Annotated in this window: 22 protein-coding genes; 9 read left to right on the forward strand and 13 right to left on the reverse strand. The window is 72.9% G+C overall.

Annotation, left to right across the window (positions count from 1 at the left end; translation table 11 throughout):
* The first annotated feature begins 204 nt into the window (after positions 1-204).
* From AB0C78_RS25890 to AB0C78_RS25910, 5 genes are all read left to right on the forward strand, one after another.
* The gene (locus AB0C78_RS25890; protein ID WP_360752312.1) at positions 205-1,314 is read left to right on the forward strand and encodes a Xaa-Pro peptidase family protein; all 1,110 of its coding nucleotides are present in this window, start codon (positions 205-207) and stop codon (positions 1,312-1,314) included.
* 233 nt (positions 1,315-1,547) lie between these two features.
* Positions 1,548-2,777, forward strand: coding sequence for a sn-glycerol-3-phosphate ABC transporter ATP-binding protein UgpC (gene ugpC, locus AB0C78_RS25895; RefSeq protein ID WP_360752314.1), 1,230 nt, complete (start codon positions 1,548-1,550; stop codon positions 2,775-2,777).
* Complete coding sequence (locus tag AB0C78_RS25900) at positions 2,774-4,114, forward strand: extracellular solute-binding protein (protein ID WP_360752318.1); 1,341 nt, start codon at positions 2,774-2,776, stop codon at positions 4,112-4,114. The genes ugpC (AB0C78_RS25895) and AB0C78_RS25900 overlap by 4 nt, the downstream gene beginning before the upstream one ends.
* 18 nt (positions 4,115-4,132) lie before the next feature.
* Complete coding sequence (locus tag AB0C78_RS25905) at positions 4,133-5,515, forward strand: ABC transporter permease subunit (RefSeq protein WP_360752321.1); 1,383 nt, start codon at positions 4,133-4,135, stop codon at positions 5,513-5,515.
* On the forward strand, positions 5,512-6,504 hold the full coding sequence (locus AB0C78_RS25910) for a carbohydrate ABC transporter permease (RefSeq protein WP_360752324.1): 993 nt from the start codon (positions 5,512-5,514) through the stop codon (positions 6,502-6,504). Before AB0C78_RS25905 ends, AB0C78_RS25910 begins: the two co-directional genes overlap by 4 nt.
* A 93-nt stretch (positions 6,505-6,597) precedes the next feature.
* Here AB0C78_RS25910 and ugpC (AB0C78_RS25915) read toward each other — a convergent pair whose 3' ends face one another.
* A complete protein-coding gene (ugpC, locus tag AB0C78_RS25915; protein ID WP_360752327.1) occupies positions 6,598-7,845 on the reverse strand; it encodes a sn-glycerol-3-phosphate ABC transporter ATP-binding protein UgpC in 1,248 nt (415 codons plus the stop codon).
* Positions 7,846-7,993: 148 nt separating this feature from the next.
* On the opposite strand from ugpC (AB0C78_RS25915), the gene AB0C78_RS25920 reads away from it, so the two are divergent.
* Together AB0C78_RS25920 and AB0C78_RS25925 are read left to right on the forward strand one after the other, a co-directional pair.
* Positions 7,994-9,016: a LacI family DNA-binding transcriptional regulator gene (locus tag AB0C78_RS25920; RefSeq protein WP_360752329.1), complete on the forward strand. Its 1,023-nt coding sequence runs from the start codon at positions 7,994-7,996 to the stop codon at positions 9,014-9,016.
* 105 nt (positions 9,017-9,121) lie between these two features.
* Positions 9,122-9,562, forward strand: coding sequence for an Lrp/AsnC family transcriptional regulator (locus tag AB0C78_RS25925; RefSeq protein WP_151545321.1), 441 nt, complete (start codon positions 9,122-9,124; stop codon positions 9,560-9,562).
* A 42-nt stretch (positions 9,563-9,604) separates the two neighbouring features.
* On the opposite strand, the gene AB0C78_RS25930 is transcribed toward AB0C78_RS25925, so the two are convergent.
* From AB0C78_RS25930 to AB0C78_RS25985, 12 genes are all read right to left on the reverse strand, one after another.
* The gene (locus tag AB0C78_RS25930; RefSeq protein WP_360752332.1) at positions 9,605-10,534 is read right to left on the reverse strand and encodes a TIGR03619 family F420-dependent LLM class oxidoreductase; all 930 of its coding nucleotides are present in this window, start codon (positions 10,532-10,534) and stop codon (positions 9,605-9,607) included.
* A 79-nt stretch (positions 10,535-10,613) separates the two neighbouring features.
* Positions 10,614-11,621, reverse strand: coding sequence for a BadF/BadG/BcrA/BcrD ATPase family protein (locus tag AB0C78_RS25935; protein ID WP_360752334.1), 1,008 nt, complete (start codon positions 11,619-11,621; stop codon positions 10,614-10,616).
* Entirely contained in the window at positions 11,621-12,877 is a 1,257-nt protein-coding gene (locus AB0C78_RS25940; protein ID WP_360752336.1) for a 6-phospho-beta-glucosidase, read from the reverse strand. The genes AB0C78_RS25935 and AB0C78_RS25940 overlap by 1 nt, the downstream gene beginning before the upstream one ends.
* Positions 12,874-13,713 carry a carbohydrate ABC transporter permease gene (locus tag AB0C78_RS25945; RefSeq protein WP_360752339.1) on the reverse strand — a complete coding sequence of 280 codons (840 nt, stop codon included), beginning with the start codon at positions 13,711-13,713 and terminating at the stop codon, positions 12,874-12,876. Before AB0C78_RS25945 ends, AB0C78_RS25940 begins: the two co-directional genes overlap by 4 nt.
* Complete coding sequence (locus AB0C78_RS25950; RefSeq protein ID WP_360752341.1) at positions 13,710-14,684, reverse strand: sugar ABC transporter permease; 975 nt, start codon at positions 14,682-14,684, stop codon at positions 13,710-13,712. The genes AB0C78_RS25945 and AB0C78_RS25950 overlap by 4 nt, the downstream gene beginning before the upstream one ends.
* A gap of 4 nt (positions 14,685-14,688) precedes the next feature.
* The gene (locus tag AB0C78_RS25955; protein ID WP_360752344.1) at positions 14,689-16,014 is read right to left on the reverse strand and encodes an ABC transporter substrate-binding protein; all 1,326 of its coding nucleotides are present in this window, start codon (positions 16,012-16,014) and stop codon (positions 14,689-14,691) included.
* Between the two features lie 90 nt (positions 16,015-16,104).
* On the reverse strand, positions 16,105-17,361 hold the full coding sequence (locus tag AB0C78_RS25960) for an ROK family transcriptional regulator (protein ID WP_360752347.1): 1,257 nt from the start codon (positions 17,359-17,361) through the stop codon (positions 16,105-16,107).
* A 182-nt stretch (positions 17,362-17,543) separates the two neighbouring features.
* Entirely contained in the window at positions 17,544-18,086 is a 543-nt protein-coding gene (locus AB0C78_RS25965; RefSeq protein ID WP_360752348.1) for a DUF1707 and FHA domain-containing protein, read from the reverse strand.
* Positions 18,087-18,262: 176 nt separating this feature from the next.
* Positions 18,263-19,477 (reverse strand): acyl-CoA dehydrogenase family protein, encoded by a 1,215-nt coding sequence (locus tag AB0C78_RS25970; protein WP_360752351.1) that lies wholly within the window; start codon positions 19,475-19,477, stop codon positions 18,263-18,265.
* A 68-nt stretch (positions 19,478-19,545) separates the two neighbouring features.
* The gene (locus AB0C78_RS25975) at positions 19,546-20,625 is read right to left on the reverse strand and encodes a DUF3616 domain-containing protein (protein ID WP_360752354.1); all 1,080 of its coding nucleotides are present in this window, start codon (positions 20,623-20,625) and stop codon (positions 19,546-19,548) included.
* A gap of 63 nt (positions 20,626-20,688) precedes the next feature.
* Positions 20,689-21,870 (reverse strand): cytochrome P450, encoded by a 1,182-nt coding sequence (locus tag AB0C78_RS25980; RefSeq protein ID WP_360752356.1) that lies wholly within the window; start codon positions 21,868-21,870, stop codon positions 20,689-20,691.
* Positions 21,871-21,934: 64 nt separating this feature from the next.
* Positions 21,935-23,335: a lysine 2,3-aminomutase gene (locus AB0C78_RS25985; protein WP_360752358.1), complete on the reverse strand. Its 1,401-nt coding sequence runs from the start codon at positions 23,333-23,335 to the stop codon at positions 21,935-21,937.
* A gap of 156 nt (positions 23,336-23,491) precedes the next feature.
* On the opposite strand from AB0C78_RS25985, the gene AB0C78_RS25990 reads away from it, so the two are divergent.
* Positions 23,492-24,553 (forward strand): L-erythro-3,5-diaminohexanoate dehydrogenase, encoded by a 1,062-nt coding sequence (locus AB0C78_RS25990; protein WP_360752361.1) that lies wholly within the window; start codon positions 23,492-23,494, stop codon positions 24,551-24,553.
* A 52-nt stretch (positions 24,554-24,605) separates the two neighbouring features.
* A complete protein-coding gene (locus AB0C78_RS25995) occupies positions 24,606-25,937 on the forward strand; it encodes a DUF2252 domain-containing protein (protein WP_360752364.1) in 1,332 nt (443 codons plus the stop codon).
* Positions 25,938-25,949: the final 12 nt, after the last annotated feature.

Raw genomic sequence — 25,949 nt, forward strand, 5'->3', positions numbered from 1 at the left:
GCGCCGCGCCGCGGGCGGGCCGGGGCGGCGGCGGGACGGCGTTGTTGGGATCCTGGTGCGGTATCCGAGGCGGTGCGAACTGTGTCGGAGCACGGACAGAATGTAACAGGAGCAGGTCACAGGGGAGGAGGAAGCGGTGATCCGCGGCGCGGCCCACGCCCGGCGGCGGGGCGGCCCGGCACCGCGACCGGTATGGAGACGGATGTGACAACGGAGTTGTATCCGCGCGAGCGGCTGGGGCGGGTGCGCGAGGCGACCGCGAAGGCGGGCCTCGGCGCGGTCCTGCTGACGCCCGGCCCGGACCTGCGCTACGTCACCGGCTACGACGCCAAGCAGCTCGAGCGGCTCACCTGCCTGGTGGTGCCGGCGGACGGCGAGGCGTTCCTGGTCGTGCCGCGGCTGGAGCTGCCGGCGGCGCAGGAGTCGCCCGCGGGCTCGCTCGGCGTGGAGCTGGTGCCATGGGACGAGACCGACGACCCGTACGCGCTGGTCGCGCGCCGCCTGCCGGGCGGCCTGGCGTCGGTGGGCGTGGCGGACCGGATGTGGGCGGTGATGGCGCTGCGGTTCCGCGCCGCGATGCCGGGCGCCGAGCAGGTCGCGGCGGGCGGGGTGCTGCGGGAGCTGCGGATGCGCAAGAGCGCCGCCGAGGTCGCGGCGCTGCGCGAGGCCGGCGCGGCGATCGACCGGGTGCACCGGCGCGTCCCGGAGTTCCTGCGCGCGGGCCGGACGGAGCGGGAGGTCGGCCGGGACATCGCCGACGCGATCATCGCGGAGGGCCACGAGGCCGTCGACTTCGTCATCGTCGGGTCGGGCCCGAACGGCGCGAACCCGCACGCCGAGCTGTCGGACCGGGTGATCCGGGCCGGTGAGCCGGTGGTCGTCGACATCGGCGGGACGATGCCGAGCGGCTACTGCTCGGACTCCACCCGCAACTACTGCGTGGGCGAGCCGCCCGCCGACTACGCCGCGTACTTCGCGGTGCTGGAGGAGGCGCAGCGGCTGTCGCGGGAGGCGGTCCGGCCGGGCGTGACGCCGGAGGCGGTGGACGCGGCGGCCCGCGACGTCATCGCGGCGGCGGGGCACGGCGAGCACTTCTTCCACCGCACCGGGCACGGCATCGGCCTGGAGTCGCACGAGGACCCCTACATCGTGGCGGGCAACCGCGAGCCGCTGGAGCCGGGAATGGCGTTCTCGATCGAGCCGGGCATCTACCCGGGCCCGCACGGCGCGCGGATCGAGGACATCGTCGTGTGCACCGAGGACGGCTACGAGGCCATGAACGTGACCGAGCGGGGATTGGTGGTCGTCGGCTGAACCACCGGCCCCCGGGGCCGTCCGGGAGATGAGGGCGCGAAGGCGCGGGCGTTTTTCGTCCGCGCCTTCGGCTTGTTTTCGGTTGGCGGAAAATGACCCGGAAACGGGTCGGTAACGATCTCTGCACCAAATGCGTCAGGCGGTGCCGCGCGTATTGCGGTCCGGCCGCCCCGCCCTGTACCACCTTGTTTCAAGTTACGCCGGGGTAGCGCTTGTCAAGCAGAGGAGACGCCGTGGCAGAGGTCGACCTGACCAGCGTCGGGAAGGTCTATCCCGACGGGACGCGGGCCGTGACCGACCTGAACCTCAGCATCGCCGACGGCGAGTTCCTGGTGCTCGTCGGGCCGTCGGGGTGCGGCAAGACGACCGCGCTGCGCATGGTCGCCGGCCTGGAGGACATCTCCGAGGGCACCGTCACGATCGGCGGCCGCGCCGTCAACCGGGTCCCCGCCCGCGACCGCGACGTCGCCATGGTCTTCCAGAGCTACGCGCTCTACCCGCACCTGTCGGTGCGCGACAACATCGGGTTCGGGCTGTCGCTGCGCAAGCTGCCGAAGAAGGAGATCCGGGAGAAGGTCGACCACGCCGCGGAGATCCTCGGCCTGACCGACCACCTGGACCGCAAGCCGCGCAACCTGTCCGGCGGCCAGCGCCAGCGGGTCGCGATGGGCCGCGCGATCGTCCGCGAGCCGCAGGCGTTCCTGATGGACGAGCCGCTGTCCAACCTCGACGCCAAGCTGCGCGTCCAGATGCGCGCCGAGATCGCCCGCATCCAGCGCGACCTCGGCGTCACCACGATCTACGTCACGCACGACCAGACCGAGGCGATGACGCTCGGCGACCGGGTCGCGGTGATGAAGAAGGGCGAGCTCCAGCAGGTGGCACCGCCGCAGGAGCTGTACGACCGGCCGGCGAACCTGTTCGTCGCCGGCTTCATCGGCTCACCCGCCATGAACCTGCTGCACGGCACGCTGTCCGGGGACGCGGCGAACCCGCGCCTGGAGATCGGCGGCCAGACCCTGGCGCTTCCGGCCGCGGTGCTGCACGAGCGCCCCGGCCTCGCGTCCTACCTCGGGCGCGACGTCGTCGTCGGCATCCGCCCCGAGGATATGGAGGACTCCGAGCTGGTGGAGGCGCCCGAGGGGTCCGGGCTGTCCTCCACCGCCGACCTCGTGGAGGCGATGGGCTCGGACGTGCTGGTCCATTTCGCGGTCGAGGCCGCCCAGGTCGTCACCGAGGACACCAAGGAGCTCGCCCGCGACGCGGGGACCGACGTGCTGGGGCACATGGAGCGGCCCCGCACGGACCTGGTCGCGCGGTTCAGCCCCCGCACCCGCGTGAAGGTCGGCGACCCGGTGACGATCCGCGTCGACACCGGTCGCCTGCACTTCTTCGATATCGAGTCCGGCGCGTCGATCTGGGGATCGGACGCGGCCGGTTCGCCCAGGAAGGATGAGGGATGAGGGTCAGCAGAGGGATGGGCCGCCGGACGGTGGGCGCCGCCGTCGCGGCGGGACTGCTGGTGTCGGCCGCGGCCGCGTGCGGCGGTGGCGACGACGACAAGGGCGGCGGCTCGAAGACCTCGGCCGGGGGGACGGAGCTCAAGGGCGTCACCGTCTCGGTGGCCGCCAAGTGGACCGGGACGGAGGAGACCAACTTCCGCAAGGTCCTGCAGGCGTTCGAGAAGCAGACGGGCGCGACCGTCCAGTACGCCTCGACCGGTGAGAACACCGACGCCTACCTCGGGCCGAAGCTGGCCGCGCACAACCCGCCGGACGTGGCGATCCTGCCGCAGCCGGGCCTGATGCAGCAGTACGCCGCGAAGGGCCAGCTGAAGCCGCTGGCGAGCGACGCCGAGGCGGAGGTGACGCAGAACTTCTCGCCGTACTGGAAGGACCTCGGCTCCTACCAGGGCAAGACCTACGGCGTGATCGCCAAGGCGGCCTACAAGTCGATCATCTGGTACCGGCCGCAGGCGTTCTCCGACGCGGGCGTGCAGCCCCCGGCGGCGTGGGCGGACCTGGTGAAGGACGCCGGCACGCTGCAGGACTCGGGGACCACCCCGTTCACGCTGGCCGCCGGCCCGCAGGACTCGTGGACGCTGACGGACTGGTTCGAGAACGTCTACCTCTCGCAGGCCGGCCCGGACAACTACGACAAGCTGGCCAAGCACGAGATCAAGTGGACCGACCCGACGGTCGCCAAGGCGCTGCAGACGCTCGCCGAGATCTGGGGCAAGCCGCAGTTCCTCAACGGCGGCGTCGCCACCGCGACCAAGACCAAGTTCGACGAGTCGATCACGCAGGTGTTCGGCCAGAACAAGGCCGCGATGGCCTACGGCGGCGACTTCGCCGCGGCCAACATCGCCACGACGAAGGCCAAGGTCGGCACCGACGCGAAGGTGTTCGCGTTCCCGAAGGCCGGCGACACCGCCCCGGCGATCCTCGGCGGCGACGTCGCGGTCGCGATGAAGGACGGCAAGGGCGCGCAGGCGCTGATGAAGTTCCTCGCCTCCCCGGAGGCCGGGAAGGTCTGGGCCGGGCTCGGCGGCTACCTGACGCCGAACAAGTCCGTCCCGCCGGACGCCTACTCCGACCCGATCGCCAAGCAGCTGATCCAGCAGATGCAGCAGGCCGGCGACGCCGCCCGCTACGACATGTCGGACCTCGCGCCCGCCGCGTTCGGCGCGACGCCGGGCGCCGGCGAGTGGGAGGCGCTGCGCCAGTTCGTGAGCAAGCCGACCGACGTCAAGGGGACGCAGGCCAAGCTGGAGGCCGCGGCCGCCAAGGCGTTCAAGTAGGGGAGCGGACGACCCCGGATGAAGCCTTCGAATGAGGGGGTGCCGCCGGCCGCCACGGCCGGCGGCGCCGCCGCCGTCACCGGCCCGGCCGCGCCGCGCCGCGGGCGCGGCGCGCGAGAGCGGCTGACCCCGCCGTCCTGGCTGGCGCTGCTGTTCCTGCTGCCCGCGCTGCTGCTGCTCGGCTTCCTGGTCGTGTACCCGATCGTCTACTCGGTGATCCGCAGCTTCTTCGACGCCTCGGGCGGCTCGTTCGTCGGCTTCGACAACTACACCGGGGTGTTCCAGGGGCACGACGACCTCGTCGCGGTGCGCAACACCGTGGTGTGGGTGGTGGTGGCGCCCACGCTCGTCACGATCATCGGGCTGTTCTTCGCCGTCCTCACCGAGCGGATCAGGTGGGCGACGGCGTTCAAGCTCGTGGTGTTCATGCCGATGGCGATCTCGTTCCTCGCCTCCGGCGTCATCTTCCGGCTGGTCTACCAGCAGGACCCCGACCAGGGCGTGGCGAACGCGGCGCTGGTCGCGATCCACGACACCTTCAAGTCGGGCACGACCTACCCGGGCGCGGGCCCGCGCACCGGCGGCGACCAGCTCGTCCACGAGCAGGGTGGCGCGGTGCTCGGGTCCAGCCCGGTATCGGCGGGGCAGACCGCGCTGCTGCCCCTCGTCAAGGTCAAGCCCGAGTACCTGCCGAAGGACGCGAAGCCCGCCGCGCAGCCACCGGCGGCCAAGGCCGGGCAGGTCACCGGGACCGTCTGGTTCGACTTCACCAAGGGCGGCGGCGGCGAGCTGAACAAGCCGAACGCCGGCGAGTCCGGGCTGCCGGGCGTCAAGGTGGAGGCGGTGCGCGGCGGGAAGGTCGTCGCGACGGCGACCACCGGCAAGGACGGCACGTTCACGCTGAAGAAGGTGTCGGGCGCCGTCACGGTGCGGCTGCCGAAGAGCAACTTCACCGCCTCCTACGGCGGCGCCGAATGGCTCGGCAGCACCCTCATCACGCCCGCGATCATCGGGTCGTACCTGTGGGTGTGGTCCGGGTTCGCGATGGTGCTGATCGCCGCGGGCCTGGCCGCGATCCCGCGCGACGCGCTGGAGGCGGCCCGGGTGGACGGCGCGACCGAGTGGCAGGTGTTCCGGCGGGTGACGATCCCGCTGCTCGCGCCGGTGCTGATGGTCGTGCTGGTCACGCTCGTCATCAACGTGCTGAAGGTCTTCGACCTGGTGTTCATCATCGGCGGCGGCGATCCGAACGCCAACGTGCTGGCGCTGGAGATGTGGACCAAGTCGTTCGGCGGCGGCAACGACCCCGGGGCGGGCAGCGCGATCGCGGTGCTGCTGTTCCTGCTGGTGCTGCCCGCCATGCTGTTCAACATCCGGCGACTGCGGCAGGAGCGGAAATGAGCACCGCGGACGGCACTGACGTCACCCCGGACGGCGCGCCGGGCGGCGACGGCGGCACGGGCGCCGGGACCGCCGCCGCGCCGGACAAGAGCGGCCCCGCCAACGGCGCGGCGGGCGCGCCGCGCCGGAGCCTGGCGTCGCGCCTGGTGGGCCGGGCCGGCGGCACCGTCGCGCAGGTGCTGCTGGTGCTGGTCGCGCTGTTCTGGCTGGTGCCGACGTTCGGCCTGTTCGTGGAGTCGCTGCGCTCCACCGAGGACAACAACGCCGGCGGCTGGTGGAAGGTGTTCTCCCACCCGTCCCAGATCACGACCAGCGCCTACAGCTCGCTGCTGGACAAGCCCGACTTCGTCGACTCGTTCTGGAACACCGTGCTGATCACGGTGCCGGCGACGGTGCTGGTCGTCGCGATCGCCTCGCTGGCGGCGTACGCGTTCGCGTGGCTGGAGTTCCCCGGCCGCGACTGGCTGTTCCTGATCGTCGTCGCGCTGCTGGTGGTGCCGGTGCAGGTCGCGCTGCTGCCGGTCGCGAAGCTGTACGGGAACATCGACGTCGGCGGGTTCAAGATGTACGGCTCGATCACCGGCGTGGTGCTGTTCCACGTCGCGTTCGGCCTGCCGTTCGCGATCTTCCTGCTGCGCAACTTCTTCGCCGCGATCCCCCGGGACCTGCTGGAGGCCGCCCGGATGGACGGCGGCTCGGAGTGGACGATCTTCCGGCGGGTGATCTTCCCGCTGGGCGGCCCGGCGATCGCGTCGCTCGGCATCTTCCAGTTCCTGTGGGTGTGGAACGACCTGCTGGTCGCGCTGGTGTTCGCCAACACCGGCGCGCAGCCGATGACCAAGTGGCTGCAGTCGCAGATGCGGCAGTTCACCGGCAACATCGACATCCTCGCGCCCGGCGCGTTCCTGTCGCTGCTGGTGCCGCTGGTCGTGTTCTTCGCCTTCCAGCGCTACTTCGTGCAGGGCGTCCTCGCCGGCTCGGTCAAGTAGCGGACGCACCGCCGCCGCAAAGCGGAGATACGAGAAGGCCCGTGCGGGACGATCCCGCACGGGCCTTCTCGCGTCGTCAGCGAAGGGGCCGGGTCAGCCGGCGGCCTTCTTCAGGTCGGGCGCGGCGGCGGCCGCGGCACCCGGGTGCCCGATCGCGAGGCCGCTGGCCGGGTCGAAGAAGTGCAGCCGCTTGGTGTCCACGGCCAGGTCGATGTCCTGCCCGGGCCGCACGTGCGACCGGGAGTTGACGCGGGCGGTCCACAGCGCCTTGTTGTCCACCAGCGGGATCGCCATGTCGGCGTCGCCCTCGGCGGCGTCCTCGGCGAGGTCGGCGGTGTCCTTGTGCTCGACGGGCGGGGCGTCGATGGTGAAGATGACGTTGATCTCGCTGCCGAGCTCCTCGGTGACGCTGCTCTTCACCGACATCGGCGCCCAGTCGGGGTTGGCGTGCGCGGCGTCCTCGAAGTCCGACGGCCGGACGCCGAGGATGACCTCGCGGCCGATGTAGTCGCGCAGCGCGGGCCGGTCGTTGAGGATCGCGTCCGGCACCGGCAGCGTGAAGCCGGCGAACGAGACCTGCGCGCCGCCGTCGCCGCCGCCGAGCTGCGCGGTGACGAAGTTCATCGCGGGCGAGCCGATGAACCCGGCGACGAACATGTTGACCGGGTTGTCGAACAGCCGCTGCGGGGTGTCGACCTGCTGCAGCTTGCCCTCGCGCAGCACGCACACCCGCGAGCCGAGGGTCATCGCCTCGATCTGGTCGTGGGTGACGTACACGGTGGTGACGCCGAGCCGCTCGTGCAGCTGGCTGAGCGAGGCCCGCATGGACACGCGGAGCTTGGCGTCCAGGTTGGACAGCGGCTCGTCCATCAGGAACGCCTGCGGCTCGCGGACGATCGCGCGGCCCATCGCGACCCGCTGGCGCTGGCCGCCGGACAGGGCGGCGGGCTTGCGGGACAGGAACTGCTCGAGGCCGAGCATCTTCGCGGCCTCGCGCACCTTCTGCTTGATCTCCGACTTCGGCGTGCCGCGCAGCTTCAGGCCGAACGCCAGGTTCTGCTCGACGGTCATGTGCGGGTAGAGCGCGTAGTTCTGGAACACCATCGCGATGTCGCGGTCCTTGGGCGCCAGGTCGTTCACCACCTGGCCGCCGATGGAGATCTTGCCGCCGCTGATCTCCTCCAGGCCGGCGATCATCCGCAGCGCGGTCGACTTGCCGCAGCCGGACGGACCGACCAGCACCATGAACTCGCCGTCCTCGATCGTCAGGTCCAGGCCGTCCACCGCCTTGACCCCGCCCGAGTAGATCTTGTCCACCCGGTCCAGCTTGATCTCGGCCATCCCGCCCCCTCTTGGAAACGTTTCCCGTCCACCCCTGTCCAGCAGGGCTTTCGCTCAATGGCTGGAGTAAACATCATGGAATCGTTTCCATGGGAGAGTTGATCAGGATAAGATCCGAGATCTGCGGATATGGAGGGGCGGTCAGCCGGTGGGGGACGGACGGTCGGCGACGATCAAGGACGTGGCGGCCGCGGCGGGCGTCGGCATCGCCACGGTCTCCCGGGTGTTCTCCGGCGGCTCGGTCAGCGCGGCCACCCGCGAGCGAGTGCTCGCCGCCGCCGCCGAGCTCGACTACCGTCCGAGCGCCCTCGGCCGCGGCCTCAAGCTGCGCCGCAGCGGCGGCATCGGGCTCGTCCTGCCCGGCGTCACCGACCCGTTCCACGCCGAGCTGCTCGCCGGCGTGCTGGCCAGCGCCCGCACGCTCGGCGGGCACGTGATCGTGGAGGCGTCGGACGGCGACCCCGAGCGGGAGGCCGAGATCGTCGACCGGCTCGTCGAGCAGCGGGTGGACGGGATCATCGCGCTGCCCGCCGGGGACGCGGCCGACTGGCGCGCCGCCGTCCGGGTCTGCTCCAGCGTGGTGTTCGCCGACCGGGTGCTGCCCGGGCTGCCCGAGATCCCCGCCGTGCTCGCCGACGACGCCGGCGGCGTCCGGTCCCTGGTGGAGTACCTCGCCGGGCTCGGGCACCGGCGGATCGCCTTCCTCGGCGGCGCCGCGCCCGGCGAGCGGCCCGGCGTGCGCGAGCGCGCGTTCCGCGACGCGCTGGCCCGGCTCGGCGTCCCGGTGGAGGAGGACCTGGTCGTCGCGGCCCGGCCCGCGCGGGACGCCGCGTACGCCGCCGCGGCGGGCCTGCTGCAGCGCCGCGCGGACGTCACCGCGGTGCTGGCCGCCGGGCACCTGCTGGGCGAGGCCGCCGTGCTGGTCGCCCGCGAGCTCGACCTGCGCGTCCCCGCCGACGTGTCGATCGCGATGGTGGACGACGTGGCGTGGGCGGAGCTGTGCGACCCGCCGCTGACGGCGGTGGCGCGGCCGGGCCGCGACATCGGCCACCGGGCGTGCGAGCTGCTGCTGCGCGACCAGGCCCGGCGTGGCCGGGGCCGCCCGCTGCTGCTGCCGACAGAGCTGGTGGTGCGGGGGAGCTGCGGCGCGCTGCGCGGCTCCCGGCGCTGACCCCGGGCCCGGCTGGGCCCGCTCCCTCCGGGGAACGGGCGATTAGAGCTGATCTGTGATCTGCCGGGGTCACGTCCACCGGCCGCGGCACGCTAGATTTCCCGCGTGGAGGAGATCGATCGTCAGATCATGGCGCTGCTGGCCGACGACGGGCGGATGAGTTTCACCGATCTGGCCAAGCGGACGGGCCTGTCGGTGTCGGCGGTGCACCAGCGGGTGCGGCGGCTGCAGAAGCGCGGCGTCATCCGGGGCTTCACCGCCCAGCTCGACAACGAGCAGATCGGGCTGCCCCTCACCGCGTTCGTGTCGATCAAGCCGATCGACCCGGCGGCGCCCGACGACGCCCCCGACCGGCTGGCGCACCTGGAGGCGATCGAGGCCTGCCACTCGGTGGCGGGCGACGAGAGCTACATCCTGAAGGTCCGCGTGGCGTCCCCCAACGAACTGGAGGAGCTGCTGCAGCAGATCCGGGCCGCGGCGAACGTCGCCACCCGGACCACCGTCGTGCTCAGCACCCCGTGGGAGGGGCGCCGCCCGGCGCTGTGAGGACGCGCGCGGGCGGCCGCCCCCGACGGCGGCGGCGCGCGCTCACGAGCGCGGGGCGAAGGCCTCCAGCGCCTCGCGGGCCAGGTACATCGAGTCCCACGGGTCGGCGTCCGGGCCGGTCAGCTCCGGGTCGAAGTTCAGGTCGACGAACAGCTCGGTCACGCCCTGCTCCTCCAGCGCGGCGAAGTCGGCGATGATCTGCTCGTAGGTGCCGGTGAGGGGGCGCCGCTCGTCCTCGGGCGGCGCGGCCTCCTCGGTGCGCACCCGCACCGCGCCCCGGCAGACGAACCGCAGCGCCGCGGCGTCCCGGCCGGCCTTGGCCGCCGCGTCCCGGACGATCTCGATCGAGCGGCCGATCGCGGCGAGGTCGGCGCGGCTGGAGCTGACCCAGCCGGCCGCGAGCCGCCCGGCGCGGCGCAGCGCGCCCTCGGACGCCCCGCCGAGCAGGATCGGCGGCTCCGGCTGCTGCAGCGGCCGCGGGTCCATGGTGACGGGCGGGACGTCGTAGAACTCGCCGTGGAACTCGCTGACCTCGCCGGGCTCGCCCGTCCACATCGCGCGCAGCGCGGCGAGGAACTCCTCGGCGCGGGCGCCGCGCCGCTCCATCGACGCGCCGACCGCGGCGAACTCCTCGGGCATCCAGCCGTTGCCGAGCCCGAGGTCGAGCCGCCCGCCGGTGACGTGGTCGAGGGTGATCGCCTGCTTGGCGAGCATGGCGGGGGAGTAGAACGGCATGTTCGCCACGGCGACGCCCAGCCGCACCTGGCTGGTGTAGCCCGCGAGGTACGCGAGCGTGACCAGCGGGTCGGGCACGTTGCGGTAGGTGTGGTCGGCCGAGCCGGCCGGGTTGACGACGCGCTGGAGCGTCCACAGGGAGTGGTAGCCGAGCTCCTCGGCCCGCTGCGCGATCAGCACCTGGTTGGCCGGGGTGGACCACGCCCCCGTCACCGGTACTGCGAACCCGATCTGCACGGCGCTCCTCCTCCTCGTCGGGCCGCACCTTACAGCGTCAAGGGCGGGGCCCGGGCGCGGCTTGGTCAAAGCGCCGAATCTACCGGACTCGCGGCCGCCGGAACGCCTCCCGCAGCGCCGCGTGCGCGGCGGGCGGGGCGGCGAGGTGGTCCAGGCCGAGCAGCGCGGCGCCGAGCAGCGGCGGATCGTCCGGGACGATCAGCCGGGCGTGCGGCGCGAGTTCGGCGTAGCGCTCGGCGACCGCGTCCATCAGCAGCGGCCGGCGGGCGGCGAGCACGCCCCCGCCGAGCACCACGTCGGCGGGGGAGTCCAGCAGGCCGAGGCGGCGCAGCGCGACCGAGCCGAGAAGGGCGATCTCCTCGGCCAGCCGCAGCACGACCCCGCGCGCCACCGCGTCGCCCGCCTCGGCGGTGCCGATCAGCACCGGGGCGAGGCCGGTGAGGCGGCCCTCGTCGAACTCGCCGAGGTGGACGCCGAGCCCGACGTCGATGGCACGGTCCACGCCGAAGTGCTCGGCGACCGCGCCGGTCAGCGCGGTGCGCGGGCCGCGGCCGTCCTCGCCGCGGACGGCGTGCCAGAGCGCGGCGCGGCCGAGCGCCCCGCCGCCGCCCCAGTCGCCGGTGTGCTCGCCGAGCGAGGGGAAGCGGGCGGTGCGGCCGTCGGGCGCGACGCCGGCGCAGTTGATGCCGGCGCCGCAGACGACCGCGACGCCCCAGCCCTCGCTGACCGCGCTGCGCAGCAGCGCGAACGTGTCGTTGCCGACGACTGCGGTCGGCGCGATCCCCCGGGCCAGCAGCAGCCCCTCGAGGCGCTCCTCCTCGCCCGGCAGGTCGACGTTGGCCATGTACGCGGCCAGGTGCACGACGTCGCCGGGCGGGACGCCCGCCTCGGCGAGCGCGGCGCCGATGACGGCGGCGAGCGCGTCCACGGCGCCGTCGAGCCCGGCGGCCTGCGGCCGGAACCCCGCGCCGCGCGCGGTCGCGAGCAGCTCCCCGTCCGTCCCGGCGACGGCCGCGTCGATCTTGCTGTTGCCGCCGTCGACGGCGACCAGCACCCCGCGCCGGCGGCGCGCCGGCACTGCCGCCATCAGGCGGCCCACGGCAGGTGGGCGCGGTTCGCGGCGACCAGGTCGCGGGCGAGCCGGTCGGCGAACTCGAGCTGCCCGACGAGCGGGTGGGCCAGCAGCGCGTCCGCGACCCGGTCCACACCGCCGCGCAGCGCCGCGTCCAGCGCGAGCTCCTCGTAGCCGGACACGTGCGCGACCAGCCCGGAGAACAGCGGCTCGAGCGGCGGGACGGGCAGCGGCACCGGCCCGGACGAGGTGATCCGCGCGGGCACCTCGACCACCGCGCGGTCGTCCAGGAACGGGAGCGCGCCGTTGTTGCGGACGTTGACGACCTGCACGTCGCCGCGGCCGGTGAGCAGCGACACGGCGAGCTGCACGGCGGCCTCGGAGTAGTAGGCGCCGCCGCGCTCCTCCAGCCGCGCGGGCTTGGTGTCCAGCGCCGGGTCGGCGTACATGGCGAGCAGGTCGCGCTCCAGCGCGGCGACCTCCTCCGCGCGCGTCGGCGCGCCGCGCTGCTCGCGCACGACGCGGTCGTGCTCGTAGAAGTAGCGCAGGTAGTACGACGGGACGGCGCCGAGCCTGCGGACGAACGGCTCGGGCAACCCGCTCATGGCGGCGAGCTCCCCGGCGTGCCGCTCCAGCAGCTCGGGCAGGACGTCGCGGCCGTCCAGCGCGATCGAGCGCACCCAGGTCAGGTGGTTGAGGCCCGCGTGGCCGAGCGCGATCCGCTCGGGCGCCGCGTCCAGCAGCGCTGCGGCGCGGCGCTGCACGCCGATCGCGACGTTGCACAGGCCGACGGCGCGGTGCCCGGCGTCCAGCAGCGCGCGGGTGACGATGCCGACCGGGTTGGTGAAGTCGATGATCCACGCGTCCGGGGCGCGGGCGGCGACGCGCTCGGCGATGTCCAGCACGACCGGGACGGTCCGCAGCGCCTTGGCGAGCCCGCCCGCCCCGGTGGTCTCCTGCCCGACGCAGCCGCACTCCAGCGGCAGCGTCTCGTCGACGCGCCGGGCGGCCTGGCCGCCGACGCGCAGCTGGACCAGTACGACGGCGGCGCCGTCCACGGCCTCGTCGAGGTCCCCGGTCGTCACGACCTTCGCCGGGTGCCCGGCGCGGGCGAGCATCCGCGCGGCGAGCCCGCCGACGAGCTCCAGCCGCCGCGCGTCCGGGTCGGCGAGGACCAGCTCCGACACCGGAAGCGCGGCGCGCTCGCGGGCGATCCCGTCGACCAGCTCCGGGGTGTAGGTGGACCCGCCCCCGATGACCGTCAGCTTCAACCCTTCACTCCCGTCAACGTCACACCCTGGATGAACACGCGCTGGGCGAGGAAGAACACCACCAGCACCGGCATGATGGTCAGCAGCGTCGCCGCCATCGTGAGGTTCCACTCGACGTGGTGTGCGGCGCGGAACGTCGCGACGCCGATGGCGAGCGTCCAGTTCTCCGGCTTGGCGTACACCAGCGGCCCGTAGTAGTCGTTCCAGCAGTAGAAGAACTGGAACAGCGCGACGGCCGCGAGCGCGGGCTTCGCCATCGGTAGCACGACCCGCAGCATGGTCCGCAGTTCACCGCAGCCGTCGACGCGTGCGGCGTCGGCGTACTCGCGCGGGATCGTCACCAGGAACTGGCGCAGCAGGAAGATGGAGAACGCGTCCCCGAACGCCTGCGGGATGATCAGCGGCCAGAGCGTCCCGGTGAGGTGGAAGCGGGACCACACGATGTACAGCGGCACCATCGTCACCTGCGGCGGCAGCATCATCGCCGAGATGACCACGACGAGCGCGAGGTTGCGGCCGCGGAACCGGAAGCGGGCCAGCGCGTAGGCGACCGGGACGCTGGACACCAGCATCAGCGCCGTCGACAGCGCCGCGTACACGGTGCTGTTGACCGTCCACCGCACCATGTCGCCGCTGAAGGCGCGGCGGAAGTTCTCGAAGTGCCATTCCTTCGGCCACAGCGAGGTGCTGAGCGCCTGCGAGTCGCTCATGACGGCGGTGAGGAACATGAACGCCAGCGGCGCCAGGAACATCACCGCCAGGACGATCGCGGCGGCGTGCGTGGCGATCCACATCAGCGTGCGGCGGCCGCGCCCGCCGTAGGCAAGGGAGGTCACTGCGCCTCCTCTCCGGCGAACGCGCGGAACCGCCGCAGCAGCAGGAGCGTGAACGCCATCGCGATGACGAACATGACCAGCGCGAGCACGCACGCGTAGCCCATGTTGAACTGCCGGAACCCCTCGTCGTAGAGCCACTGCGGGAACGTCAGCGTCGACCCGCCGGGGTAGCCGGGCGCGAACTGGGTGCCGGGCAGGTCGGCCTGCCCGGCGGCGACCTTCCCGGCGACCATCGCCTGCGTGAAGTACTGCAGCGTCTCGATCACGCCGGTGACGGCGGCGAACGCCAGCACGGGCGAGACGGTCGGCAGCGTGATGTGCCGGAACCGCGCCCAGGCGCCGGCGCCGTCGATCGCGGCCGCCTCGTACAGCGAGCGCGGCACGTTCAGCAGCGCCGCCAGCAGGATGATCATGACGTCGCCGACCGCCCACAGCCCGAGCAGCGACAGGCCGGGCTTGGCCCACGCGGCGTCGTTGAAGAAGTCCGGCAGCGAGAACCCCAGGTGCCGGGCGATCACCGGGAACGGGCCGGTGCCGGGGTTCAGCACGAACACGAACGCCACGGTCGCCGACACCGGCGGGATCAGGTACGGGACGTAGAACACCGCGCGCAGCAGGTTCCCGCCGCGCCTGATCCGGGTGAGCAGCTGCGCGACGCCGAGCCCGAACAGCACCCGCAGCGGGACGAGCACCGCCACCAGCCACAGCGTGTTGCGCATCGCCGTCCACGCGTCGCCGTCGTGCAGCAGGTACCGGTAGTTGTCCAGCCCGACGTACTTCAGCGTGAACAGGTTGTAGCGGGTGAAGGAGAAGTAGACGGTCGCGGCGAGCGGGTAGGCGAAGAACAGCCCGAACCCGGCCAGCCACGGCGACAGGAACGCCAGCACCCTCAGCCGCCGGCGGCGGCCGGCCCGGGACACCGTCCCGAGCCGGCCGCGCCGCAGCGGCAGGCGCAGCGAGCCGGAGGCCACGGCGTCAGCCCCCGGCCAGCTTCAGCGACGCGTCGACCTTCCCGTCGAGGTCCTTCAGCGACTTGTCCAGGTCGCCCGCCTTGCCGGGCTCCCACTGGTCCTGGACGAACTGCTGGAACTTCACGACGTAGTCGTTGCCGTTCGGGGTGGGCGGCGTCGTGGCGCTCGCCGGGTTCTTGAAGACGTCCAGGAACGTCTTGAACTGCGGCGGCAGCGTGAGGCCGGGCGAGGACAGCGAGGCGATCGTGGTGGGGACGTTCCCGAGCGCGTTGGCGAAGGTGACGAGCGCGCCGGTGTCGGTCGTCAGGTACCTGATGAACTCCCATGCGGCGGCGCGGTGCTTCGCGCCGCGCGGGATGCCGATGACGGTGCCGGTGACGAAGCCGCTGCCGTAGCGGGCGTCCTGCCCGTCGGGGACGGGCGCGGGGGCGGTCCCGTAGTCGACCTTCGGCGCCTCCTCCTGCATGAACTTGGTGCGCCACTCGCCGTCGACGGCCATGGCGACCTTGCCCTTCTCGAACGGGTTGGACGACTCGAACTCCTGGCCCATCGAGTGGAGGAACTTCTTGACGTTGTCGTAGCCGTACCAGTCGATGAGGCTCTTGTCCCACTGCAGGTAGGCCTTGACGGCGGGGTCGGCGGCGAAGGCCGCGTGCCCGTCGGGGGTGAGCCACGTCGCGCCGAACTGGGTGGCGAGGTGCTGCACCTGGTGCTCGTAGTACTGCGCGGACGGCATGAACCCGGCGACCTTGATGGTCCCGTCGGGGTTGCGGACGGTGAGCTTCTTGGCCAGCGCGGTCAGCTCGGAGAACGTCCGCGGCGGCTGCTCGCCCTTCATCAGCGCCTTGTTGTAGTAGAGCCCGTAGGCGTCGGCGAGCAGCGGCATCGCGCACCGGCGGCCCTTGTACTGGGTGTACTGCTGCACGGGTTTGGGGAACTGGTTCAGGTCGAGCTTGGAGCCGGCGATGTCGCCGGACAAGTCCTGCCACGCGCCGCTCTGGCACCACTGCCCGACGCTGTCGGTGGTGAACGACGACACCACGTCGGGCGGGTTGCCGCCGCGGATCGCGTTGGTGATGCGGTCGTCGGTCTGGTCCTTGACGAGCTTGACGGTGATGTTGGGGTGCAGCTTGTGGAAGCCCGCGACGGCGTCCTGGAACGCCTTCACCTCGTGCGGGGCGCTCCAGCCGTGCCAGACCTCGATGGTCTGCTTCTCCCCAGCCTTCGGGCCGCCGGACTGGCCGCCGCTGCCGCCGGCCGTGCAGGCCGTGAGGCCGAGCCCGGCGGCGGCCAGCGCCGCGGCGAGCCGGCGCGTTGTCGATGTGCGCACTCCGGTTCTCCTTCGGGGGAGGGGACGGCCGGTGCCGCCGTCCGCTGTGGGGGAGCGGGGGGATGGGCGCCTGTCAGGGATGGGCGCGTGTCAGGAACGGGGCGTGTCGGGGACGGTGGTGGAGAACACCTCGTCGCGGGTCTCCTGGAGCGCCTGCTGGAGCGCGCCGGCGAGGACCGGGTTGCCCTCCAGGGAGCTGAGCCGCACCGCGGGGCGCGGGATCGTCAGGCTGTGCAGGTGCTGCTGGACGCGCGCGCGCAGCGGCTCGCCGCCGGCGCGCAGGACGTCGCCGGTGAGCACGACCAGGGCCGGGTCGAGGACGGCGACGACGGTGGCGAGGGTGGCGCCGAGCCGGGTCGCCAGCTCGGTGAGGGCGCGTTCGGCGCGGGCCCCGGCGTCGGCGGCGGTGCGCGTGCCCGCCCGGCCGGTGCCCGCCTCGCCGGCCTCGCCGACCTCGGCGGCGGCGCGGCCGAGCGCGGTGGCCGCGTCCCGGCCGCGGAACCCGTGCTCGCGCATCAGCTTCAGCACCGCCGCGCCGCCGGTCAGGCTGTGCACGCCGCCGGTGTGGGTGCGGCGGACGTCGCGCATCAGCGGGGCGCCGACGGCGGGCGCGTACCCGATCTCGCCGGCGCCGCCGGTCGCGCCGCGGTGCAGCGCGCCGTCCAGCACGACGGCCATGCCGACGCCGTCGGCGACCCACAGCAGCACGAAGTCGCGGGCGCCGGCGGCCTGCCCGCCGGCGCGCTCGGCGAGCGCGGCGAGGTTGACGTCGTTCTCGATGGCGACCGGGACGCCGAGGCCGCCCGCGAGGGTGCCGGCGAGGTCGGGGATGTGCCAGCCGGGGATGTGCGCGGCGTAGCCGAGCCGTCCGGTGGCGGGGTCGATCGCGCCCTGGATGCCGATGACGGCCCGGTGCAGCGCGGTGCGGGCGAGGCCGGCCGCCGCGGCGGCCTTGTCCAGGGCCTCGGCCATCCGGGCGACGACGTCCACGCCGGTGCGGGAGGGGGTGGGCAGGGTGTGCTCGCCGACGACCGTCCCGGTCAGGTCGGCGACGCTGACCCGGATGCGGGCCGGGGTGACGTCGGCGCCCGCCACGTGCGCGGCGGCCCCGTTGATCCGGTACAGCTCGGCGGTGCGTCCGGGCAGCCCCTCGCGCACGCCGTCCCGCACGACGAGGCCGGCGTCCTCGAGCCGGGCGAGCAGCTGCGAGGCGGTCGGCTTGGAGATGCCGGTGAGGTCGGAGATCTGCGGGCGGGTCAGCGGGCCGCGGGCGAGCAGCGCCTCCAGCGCGGCGCGGTCGTTGATGGCGCGCAGCAGGCTCGGGGTCCCCGGGACGGGCGCGGGCACGGCGGCTCCCTGTGGTCCGGCGCGGAGTTAAGAAGGTTTCCTAACTTGGAGGAGAAAGTAAGGACTCTTAACGAACACGTCAAGACCCTGGGAGCGGCCGGTTCCGGGCCGCGGGTACGGAAGGGCGCCTCGGGGCGGCGCCGGTAGGGGCGCTTAGGGGGCGCTGAAGGCGGGGTGGGGCGTCAGGGGGCGGCGACGATGAAGCCGACGTTGCCGAACCCGATCTCGTCGCCGGGCCGCACGCGGGCCGGGCCGGTGAGGCGCCAGCCGTTCACCCGGGTGCCGTTCATCGACCCGAGGTCGGACACCATCCAGCCCTCGTCTGCCTGGTACAGCTCGGCGTGGAAGCGGGAGACCGTCAGGTCCGTCAGCACGAACTGGCAGGCGGGCGCGCGGCCGACCACGATCCGGGACGACCCGGCGGGCGGCAGCACGAAGCGCGGCAGCCGGGGGCCCCGCCACGCCGCCTCGATCCGCGCGGTCACCTGCGAGACGGTCGCCACCAGGCCGGTCAGCCGGCCGACGACGCGGCTGGTCGGCGGCAGGTCGTGCACGATGTCGTCGAGCTCGGCGCGGCTGCGCGCCTGCAGCACCTGGTCGACGCGGCGTTCGAACGTCTCGTGCGACATCCGGCCCTCGGACACGCGGTCGCTGAGGACGCGCAGCACCCGGTCCCGCTCGGTGTCGGACGCTCGCACCGGGTAAGAGGAGGGCTGACCGTCCATGGCTGTGAGTATCCAGTCCCCGTCGTCGGCTGTCCAGAAAGGCCGTCAGGTGGAGGGCGGGCGATCGCCCTCACCCGCCCTCCACCTTTTCGATGCCCCTGGGCCGCCGGAAGTTCGGGAACGTTCCGTGGATTTCCCGCGGCGCGTGCCGGCGGGAGCTCCGGTGCCGTGCCGGGTCAGCGGGACAGCAGGTCCCGCGCGATGTGGGTCACCTGGATCTCGTCGGTGCCGGCGTAGATCTGGAACGACTTGGCGTCGCGGGCCAGCTGCTCGACCCGGTACTCGCTCATGTAGCCGTTGCCGCCGAACAGCTGCACCGCCTCCTGCGCGACCTCGCTGGCGGCCTGCGCGGCGTACAGCTTCATCGCCGACGCCTCGGCGAGGGTCGGGGTGCGGCCGGAGCGCTGCATCTCCACGTGCCGGAACACCAGGTTCTGCACGTTGAGGCGGGCGACCTCCATCTTGGCGAGCTTGAGCTGGATGAGCTGGAAGTCGCCGATCCGCTGCCCCCACAGCTCGCGGGTCTTGGCGTACTCGACCGACAGCTTCAGGCATTCCTCGATGACGCCGAGGGCCATCGCGGCGACGCCGGCGCGCTCGGTGACGAAGTTCTGCTTGGCCGACTCTTTGCCGCCCTGCGAGCCGGACGACAGCAGCCGGTCGGCGCCGGCGCGCACGTCGTTGAGGAACAGCTCGCCGGTGGGGGAGGAGTGCAGGCCCATCTTGCGCAGGGGCTTGCTCTGCTCCAGGCCCTCCATGCCGCGGTCGAGCACGAAGGTGAGGATCTCGCGGTCGCGGGGGTCGCGGCCGTCGTCGAGCTTGCAGTAGAAGACGATCGTGTCGGCGTAGGGGCCGTTGGTGATGAAGGTCTTGCTGCCGTTGATGACGTACTCGTCGCCGGCCTTCTTGGCGGTGGCCTGCATGCCGCCGAACGCGTCGGACCCCGAGTTCGGCTCGGTGATGGCCCAGGCGCCGACCTTCTCCATGGTGAGCAGCGGCAGCGCCCAGCGCTCCTTCTGGTCGGGCGTGCCCCGCTTCATGATCGTCCCGGCGGCGAGGCCGAGGCCGACGCCCATCGCCGAGACCATGCCGGGGGCGACCTTGCACAGCTCGATGACCGGCAGCATCGTCATCGCCGCGTTGCCGCCGCTGTCGCCGTCCTTCTTCCCGGCGTCCTTCTCGCCGCCGCCCTCGCGCTCCTTGGCGATCCGGGCCTGGAAGGACGAGCGCGCCATCTCGTCCATCCCGAACGTCTTGTACAGGCTCCGGAGCAGGTCGTAGGGCGGCAGCTCGCCGGAGTCCAGGGCGTCCAGGTTCGGCCGGACCTCCGCGTCGATCCAGCCGCGCACGGCGTCCCGGATCATCAGGTCTTCCTCGGACCACTCGATCATGCTCAGCCTCGCCCTTTCCGGTTCCCGCAGGTTGCGGCACCATCCAAGCAGATCTGGCAAGCGAGCGCTTATTCGGGTAGCCGGACGACGTCGGCCAGCACGCCGCCGCCCGCGGTGAGCCGCTTGGGCGACGGGCTGTCGTACACGACCATCAACCGCGCGCCCTCCCCGTGCAGGCCGTCCAGGACGGCGAGGCCCTCGGGGTGGTCGTCGCCGTCGCCGTAGGGCACGTCGCCGAGGCGGGGCAGCTCCTCGGCGGGGACGACCTCGGGCGCGTCGACGTCCGCGATCCCCGGCCAGCGGTGCACCCGCACCGGGCCGTCCAGGTCCATGCTCGGGCCGGTGAGGATCAGCAGGTCGTCGCCCTGCGGGCACAGGTCGCGGATGCCGAGCCCGCCGAGGTCGAGGAAGTGCGTGCGGTACAGGGCCTTGCCGTCGCCGACCGGCAGCAGCCGCAGCCGGCGCGGGTCGTCGGGGTGGGTGTCGGGGCGGATCTCCAGCAGGACGGCCCAGCCGCGCAGGACCGGCCCGCGCAGCCCGATGTAGAGGCGGTCGCGGTGCGCGGCGATGCCCTCGATGTCGATGCCGTTGTCCTTGCTGGGGATCGACAGGAACGGCGCCAGGTGCGGGTCGTCCTCGAGCAGGTCGGTGACGGAGTCGCCGCGCAGGCCGAGCACGGCGGCGGTGCGGTCGCCGTCCTCGCGGACGACCTCGGGCAGCCCGTCCGCGCCGGCGGCCAGGGGGAGGCGGGCCAGCACGAAGCGGTTGTCCTCGCGGACCACCGACGCCAGCCGCTTGCGGGCCTTCGACCCGGACTGGCCCGGCTTGATCTTCTTGCGCTTGAGGCTGTGCGAGCCGATCGCCCACAGCCAGCCGTTGCTGCGCGCCAGGCCCTCGATGTCGGCCTCCTCGTCGGGGCCGGCGGGCAGGTCGACCAGGTCGGCGAGGGCGACGGTCGTGTGCCCCTCGTAGCCGGTGACGAGCCCGTCCGCGTCGAGCGTCGCGGTGAGCCGCTCGATGGTGGCGGTCTCGTCGCCTGCCACCCACAGGCAGCGGCCGTCCTGGCGGACGGCGGACAGGTTGGTGTGCGTCCCGGCTTCCCGGCTCTCGAGCCCGAAGCGCAGCTCGACCTGGCGTTCCACGATCATGAGCGGAATGTTCCCATAAAACGGGTGCCGCTCAGCGCCGCCGCGCCCGCGCCGCCGCGGCCGCTACCGGTCCCACAGGACGTGCAGGTGCGGCGGCTTGCGGAAGACCAGCCCGTGCGCGCGCGCCGGGCGGGACGGGTCGAGCCGCAGCCCGGGCAGTTCCAGCAGCGCGGCGACCGCCGTGCGGGCCTCCAGCCGGGCGAGGTGGGCGCCGAAGCAGAAGTGCGGCCCGTGCGCGAACGCCAGGTGCTCGCCGGCGTTGGCGCGCCGCACGTCGAACCGGTCGGGGTCGGGGAACGCGGCGGGGTCGCGGTTCGCGCCCGCGATCGACACCCGCACCAGGTCGCCCGCGCGCACCGTGACCTCGCCGAGGACGGTGTCGCGGGTGGCGTAGCGGTCGACGACCGAGGCCGACGGCTCCAGCCGCAGCGACTCCTCGATCGCGGCGGGCAGCAGCCCGGGATCGTCCAGGACCAGCCGCAGCTCGCCGGGATGCGAGAGCAGGTGCATGACGGTGTTGGCGATCATGCCCTCGGTGGTGTCGATGCCGCCGAACATCAGGATCGCCGCGTTCGCCACGACCTCGGCGGTGCTCAGGCCCGCCTCGTCCGCGGCGGCCTCGGCCAGCAGCGACCCGGGCGCGTCCGCGGTGATCGCCTTCTCGACCGCCGCGCGCAGCAGCGCGTACGCCTCGTCCGCGCGGGCGGGCGCGTCCCCGCCGGCGGTGATGGCGGAGACGGCCTCGACGAACGCCCCGTACCAGGACCGGACCGTCGCGGCGTCGACGCCCTCCAGGCCGAGCGCCTCGGTGACGACCGCGACGGCGAGCGGGCCGGCCAGCTCGCCGCGCAGCTCGGCGCGGCCGGCCGGCGCGAGCCCGCCGGTCAGCCGCGCCACCTCGGCCTCGACGAACGCGGTGAACCGCTCGCGGGTCCGCGCGGGCCGGAACGGCCGGGCGAAGGGGTCGCGGTGCCGGGTGTGGACGGGCCCGTCCAGCGACAGCATGCTCGGCCCGACGACCCGCGCGGTGGAGAAGCGCGGGTCGTCGACCGTGAACGCCGCCGCGTCCCGCATCACCCGCTGCGCCAGGTCGCGCGAGGTGACCAGCCAGCCGCCGAGGGCGGGCAGCCAGGACACGGGCTCGGCGGCGCGCAGGCGGGCCAGCAGGGGATGCGGGTCGTCCTCCAGGTCGGCCACCGTCGCGGTGGCGCCGACCGGGAAACGGGACGTCGGCTCGAAGGTCACCCGTCCAAGGATATTCCGCCCGATCGGCCCCGTAATAGATCTACTTTGTAAAGGCGCCGGGCGGTCATGCCGCCTCGGCCCGCTCCCGCCACCATTCCCGGCCGCGATCGGGCAGCGTGTAGATCGGGTCGTAGTACTCGTACTGCCGCGTCAGCGCGTCCGGGTCGGACAGTTCCAGCCCGGTGCGGTAGTTCTTCGTCCAGTAGGACACGCCGCGCTCGCGGTCGTAGTCCGACAGCTGGTGCACCCAGCGCTTGCCGACGTAGGGGACGTCGCACACGATGCGCGGGGTCGCGAAGCCGGGCAGGTACCCCATGATCGCGTGCTGCAGCTCCTGCGCCTCCCAGACCGCGAGCCGCCAGTGCTCGCTGCCCGGGATCATGTCGCACATGTAGAGGTAGTACGGCATGATGCCCGCCTCGTCGAGCAGCGCGAACGACAGGTCGAGCAGCGCGTCGGGGGAGTCGTTGACCCCGCGCAGCAGCACGCCCTGGTTGCGGACGTCGCGGATGCCGGTGTCGAGCATCGCCCGCGCCGCCCTCGCGACCAGCGGTGTCACCGACGAGGCGGCGTTGACGTGGGTGTGGATCGCGATCTGCGCGCCGCGCTCGTGCGCCTTGGCCGCCAGCCGCTCCATGCCGGCGCGGACCTCGTCCTGCAGCCAGTGCTGCGGCAGGCCCATGAGCGCCTTGCTGGCCAGCCGGATGTCGCGGATGTTGTCGATGTCCAGCAGCGCGCCGACGAACGACTCCAGCCGCGGCCAGGGCAGGTTCGCCACGTCGCCGCCGGACACCACGACGTCGCGGACGCCGGGCGTGCGGCGCAGGTAGTCGAGCATGGCCTCGTGCCGGTCCGGCGGCCGGATGGTGAACTTGTGCTTGTCGACGTTCGGCGTGGAGTTGCCGACCAGGTCCATCCGGGTGCAGTGCCCGCAGTACTGCGGGCAGGTCGGCAGCAGCTCGGCCAGCACCTTGGTGGGGTAGCGGTGGGTCAGCCCCTCGACGGCCCACATCTCCGCCTCGTGCAGCGAGTCGCGGGTGGCGTAGGGGTGCGACGGCCAGTCGGTGCGCCGGTCGCTGAACACCGGGAGCATGTACCGGCGCACCGGGTCGGCGTAGAACGCCTCGGTGGACGAGGCGTCCATCGTGTTGAGCATCTGCGGCGGCAGCAGCATCGACATCGTCGCCCGCTCTGCCTGGTCGCGCTCGAGGTCGGCGTAGAACGACTCGTCCAGCAGGTCGCCCATGACCGCGCGGAGCTGGCGGATGTTCTTCACGCAGTGCGCGCGCTGCCACTGCGCCGACTCCCACTCCGCGTCCGTGACGTCCTTCCAGCCGGGCAGCCGCCGCCAGTCGGGCTCCTCCAGCGGCCGGCGCCGGTAGGCGTAGGGCTGGCGCGCCGCGTCCCGGTGGGCCGCGCCGCCGCGGACGGCCGCGTCCGGGTCCGGATGCAGGGCAGTGGTCATCGTCGACCGCCTCCTCGCGTCACATCGATCGCATAAAAGTCTTGTATGGAGCCGACGTTACGGGAAGACTTCCACTGAAACCAGGGGTGCTCGGTATATCTTCCGGGGCATCACCATGGATCACACGGGACACGGACGTTGCGAAGGGGCGCGGGGATGAGCGGAGCCGGGACGGCGGCGGGGACGGCGGCCGGGACCGCGGTGGGCCTGCACCGGGTGCTGGAGCCCGCGGGCGTGCTGCCGCAGGCGGCGGCGCGGCTGGACACCGACCCGGCGATCCGCCCCGACGAGGTGCGCGTCCGGGTCGAGCGGCTCAACCTGGACGCCGCGTCCTACCGGCAGCTGCACACCGCGCACGGCGGCGACCCGGACGCGATCCGCGCCGAGGTGCTGCGGATCATCGGCGAGCGCGGCAAGATGCACAACCCGGTCACCGGGTCCGGCGGGATGCTCGTCGGCACCGTCGAGGAGGTCGGGCCGGACTCCCCGCTCGGGCTCGAGCCCGGCGACCGCGTCGCCACCCTCGTCTCGCTGACCCTGACCCCGCTCGCGATCACCGACGGCCTGGCCCGCTGGGACGGCCGGTCCGAGCAGGTCCCGGCCGACGGCCACGCGATCCTGTTCGCCCGCTCCATCGCCGCCGTCCTGCCCAGTGACCTGCCCGTGCCGGTCGCGCTGGCCGTCATGGACGTGTGCGGCGCGCCCGCGCTCACCGAGCGGGTCGTCGCGTCGCGCGAGCGTCCGGTCGTCGCGGTGCTGGGCGGCGCCGGCAAGAGCGGCTCGCTGTCGCTGGCCGCGGCGCGGCGCGCGGGCGCGTCCCGCACCATCGGGCTCGTCCCCACCGCGGAGGAGGAGGAACGGCTCGCCGCGACCGGCCTGGCCGACACCGTCGTGCGCGCCGACGCCCGCGACCCCGTCGCGGTCGCCGCGGCGATCGGCGAGCCCGCCGACGTGACCGTGGTGTGCGTGGACGTGCCGGGCTGCGAGCACGGCGCGATCCTCGCCACCGCGCCCGGCGGGACCGTGGTGTTCTTCTCGATGGCGACCTCGTTCTCCGCCGCCGCGCTCGGCGCCGAGGGCCTCGCCGCCGACGTCACCATGCTCATCGGCAACGGCTACGTCCCGGGCCACGCCGAGACCGCGCTCGGCCTGTTGCGGTCGGAACCGGCCCTTCTCCCGCTGTTCACCGCCCGGGCGGGAGCCGATTCGGCAGAATGATCGTCGAATCCCCCGTAAGCGGCGGGATCAGGTGATCATCGAGGGAGAGAGCATGGCGAGCGTCATCGGGGAACTGCACGGGCGCGATCCGAAGGAGCGGCAGACCCAGATCGTGGACGTGCTGGTCCAGGCGTTCGCGGACCTCATGGAGCGCAGCCCCGCCGAGTTCCGCCGCCGGTTCCGCAAGATGGCGTCCGACCCGTTCGCGTTCTACCGCGGCAGCGCCTGCCTGTTCTACGCCGACGTCCAGCACGACGACGACCCGTGGGCCGACGAGCGCACCAGCCGCGTGTGGATCCAGGGCGACCTGCACGCGCAGAACTTCGGCACCTACATGAACGACGACGGCGTGTTCGTGTTCGACGTCAACGACTTCGACGAGGCCTACGTCGGGCACTTCACCTGGGACGTCAAGCGGCTCGTCGCCAGCCTGGCGCTGCTGGCCTGGCAGAAGGCGATCTCCGACGCCGACATCCGGCGGCTCATCGAGACCTACGTGCGCGCCTACGTCGACCAGGTCCGGCAGTTCGCGGCGCACGCGGGCGACGAGAAGTTCGCGCTGACCCTCGACAACTCCGACGGCTACGTCCGCGACGTGCTGGTCGAGGCGATGGGCGGCACCCGGATCGGGCTGCTGGACGGCATGACGGTCGTGGACGGCCCCGACCGGCGGTTCCGCGACCGCGCCGGCGTCCGCCGCCTCGACGACGCCGAGCGCGCCAAGGTCGAGGCCGCCTACCAGGACTACCTGCGCACCATCCCGACCGAGAAGCGGTTCGGCAGCCTCACCTACGAGGTGAAGGACATCGTCGGCGCGTCCGGCTTCGGGATCGGCTCGGCGGGGCTGTCGGCCTACAACATCCTGGTGGAGGGCAACACGCAGGCGCTGGAGAACGACGTCATCCTGTCGATGAAGCAGGGCAACGTCGCCGCGCCGAGCCGGGTCGTCGACGACGCCCGCATCCGCGAGTACTTCCAGCACCACGGGCACCGCACGGCGGTGTCGCGGCGGGCGCTGCAGGCCAACACCGACCCGTGGCTCGGCTACACCCAGATCGACGGGGTCGGCTACGTGGTGCAGGAGCTGTCGCCCTACGAGGAGGACCTCGACTGGGGCGGCCTCACCGAGCCCGAGGACATGCTGTCGGTCCTGGACGACCTCGGCCGCGCCACCGCCAAGGTGCACTGCGTGTCCGACACCGACTCCGACCACACCCTGGTCGGCTTCCAGGTCGAGGACGCCATCAACGCGGTGATCGGCGCCGACGAGTCGGCGTTCGTGGAGGACATGGTCGCGTTCGGCACCGGCTACGCCGAGGTCGTCCGCCGTGACCACGAGTACTTCGTCGACGCCTTCAGGAACCACCTGATCCCCGGCCTGTAGCGGCCGCCGGTC

This window comes from Actinomadura sp. NPDC048394, from assembly GCF_040651755.1.
GTDB lineage: Bacteria > Actinomycetota > Actinomycetes > Streptosporangiales > Streptosporangiaceae > Spirillospora > Spirillospora montaniterrae.

What these genes read in the sequence shown, in the direction of transcription:
- AB0C78_RS25975 (WP_360752354.1), bottom strand. Translation starts at nt 20,625, where the DNA reads ATGATCGTGGAACGCCAGGTCGAGCTGCGCTTCGGGCTCGAGAGCCGG.
- AB0C78_RS25985 (WP_360752358.1), bottom strand. Translation starts at nt 23,335, where the DNA reads ATGACCACTGCCCTGCATCCGGACCCGGACGCGGCCGTCCGCGGCGGC.
- AB0C78_RS25910 (WP_360752324.1), top strand. Translation starts at nt 5,512, where the DNA reads ATGAGCACCGCGGACGGCACTGACGTCACCCCGGACGGCGCGCCGGGC.
- AB0C78_RS25965 (WP_360752348.1), bottom strand. Translation starts at nt 18,086, where the DNA reads ATGGACGGTCAGCCCTCCTCTTACCCGGTGCGAGCGTCCGACACCGAG.
- AB0C78_RS25900 (WP_360752318.1), top strand. Translation starts at nt 2,774, where the DNA reads ATGAGGGTCAGCAGAGGGATGGGCCGCCGGACGGTGGGCGCCGCCGTC.
- AB0C78_RS25995 (WP_360752364.1), top strand. Translation starts at nt 24,606, where the DNA reads ATGGCGAGCGTCATCGGGGAACTGCACGGGCGCGATCCGAAGGAGCGG.
- ugpC (WP_360752327.1), bottom strand. Translation starts at nt 7,845, where the DNA reads ATGGCCGAGATCAAGCTGGACCGGGTGGACAAGATCTACTCGGGCGGG.
- AB0C78_RS25970 (WP_360752351.1), bottom strand. Translation starts at nt 19,477, where the DNA reads ATGATCGAGTGGTCCGAGGAAGACCTGATGATCCGGGACGCCGTGCGC.
- AB0C78_RS25905 (WP_360752321.1), top strand. Translation starts at nt 4,133, where the DNA reads ATGAAGCCTTCGAATGAGGGGGTGCCGCCGGCCGCCACGGCCGGCGGC.
- AB0C78_RS25990 (WP_360752361.1), top strand. Translation starts at nt 23,492, where the DNA reads ATGAGCGGAGCCGGGACGGCGGCGGGGACGGCGGCCGGGACCGCGGTG.
- AB0C78_RS25935 (WP_360752334.1), bottom strand. Translation starts at nt 11,621, where the DNA reads ATGGCGGCAGTGCCGGCGCGCCGCCGGCGCGGGGTGCTGGTCGCCGTC.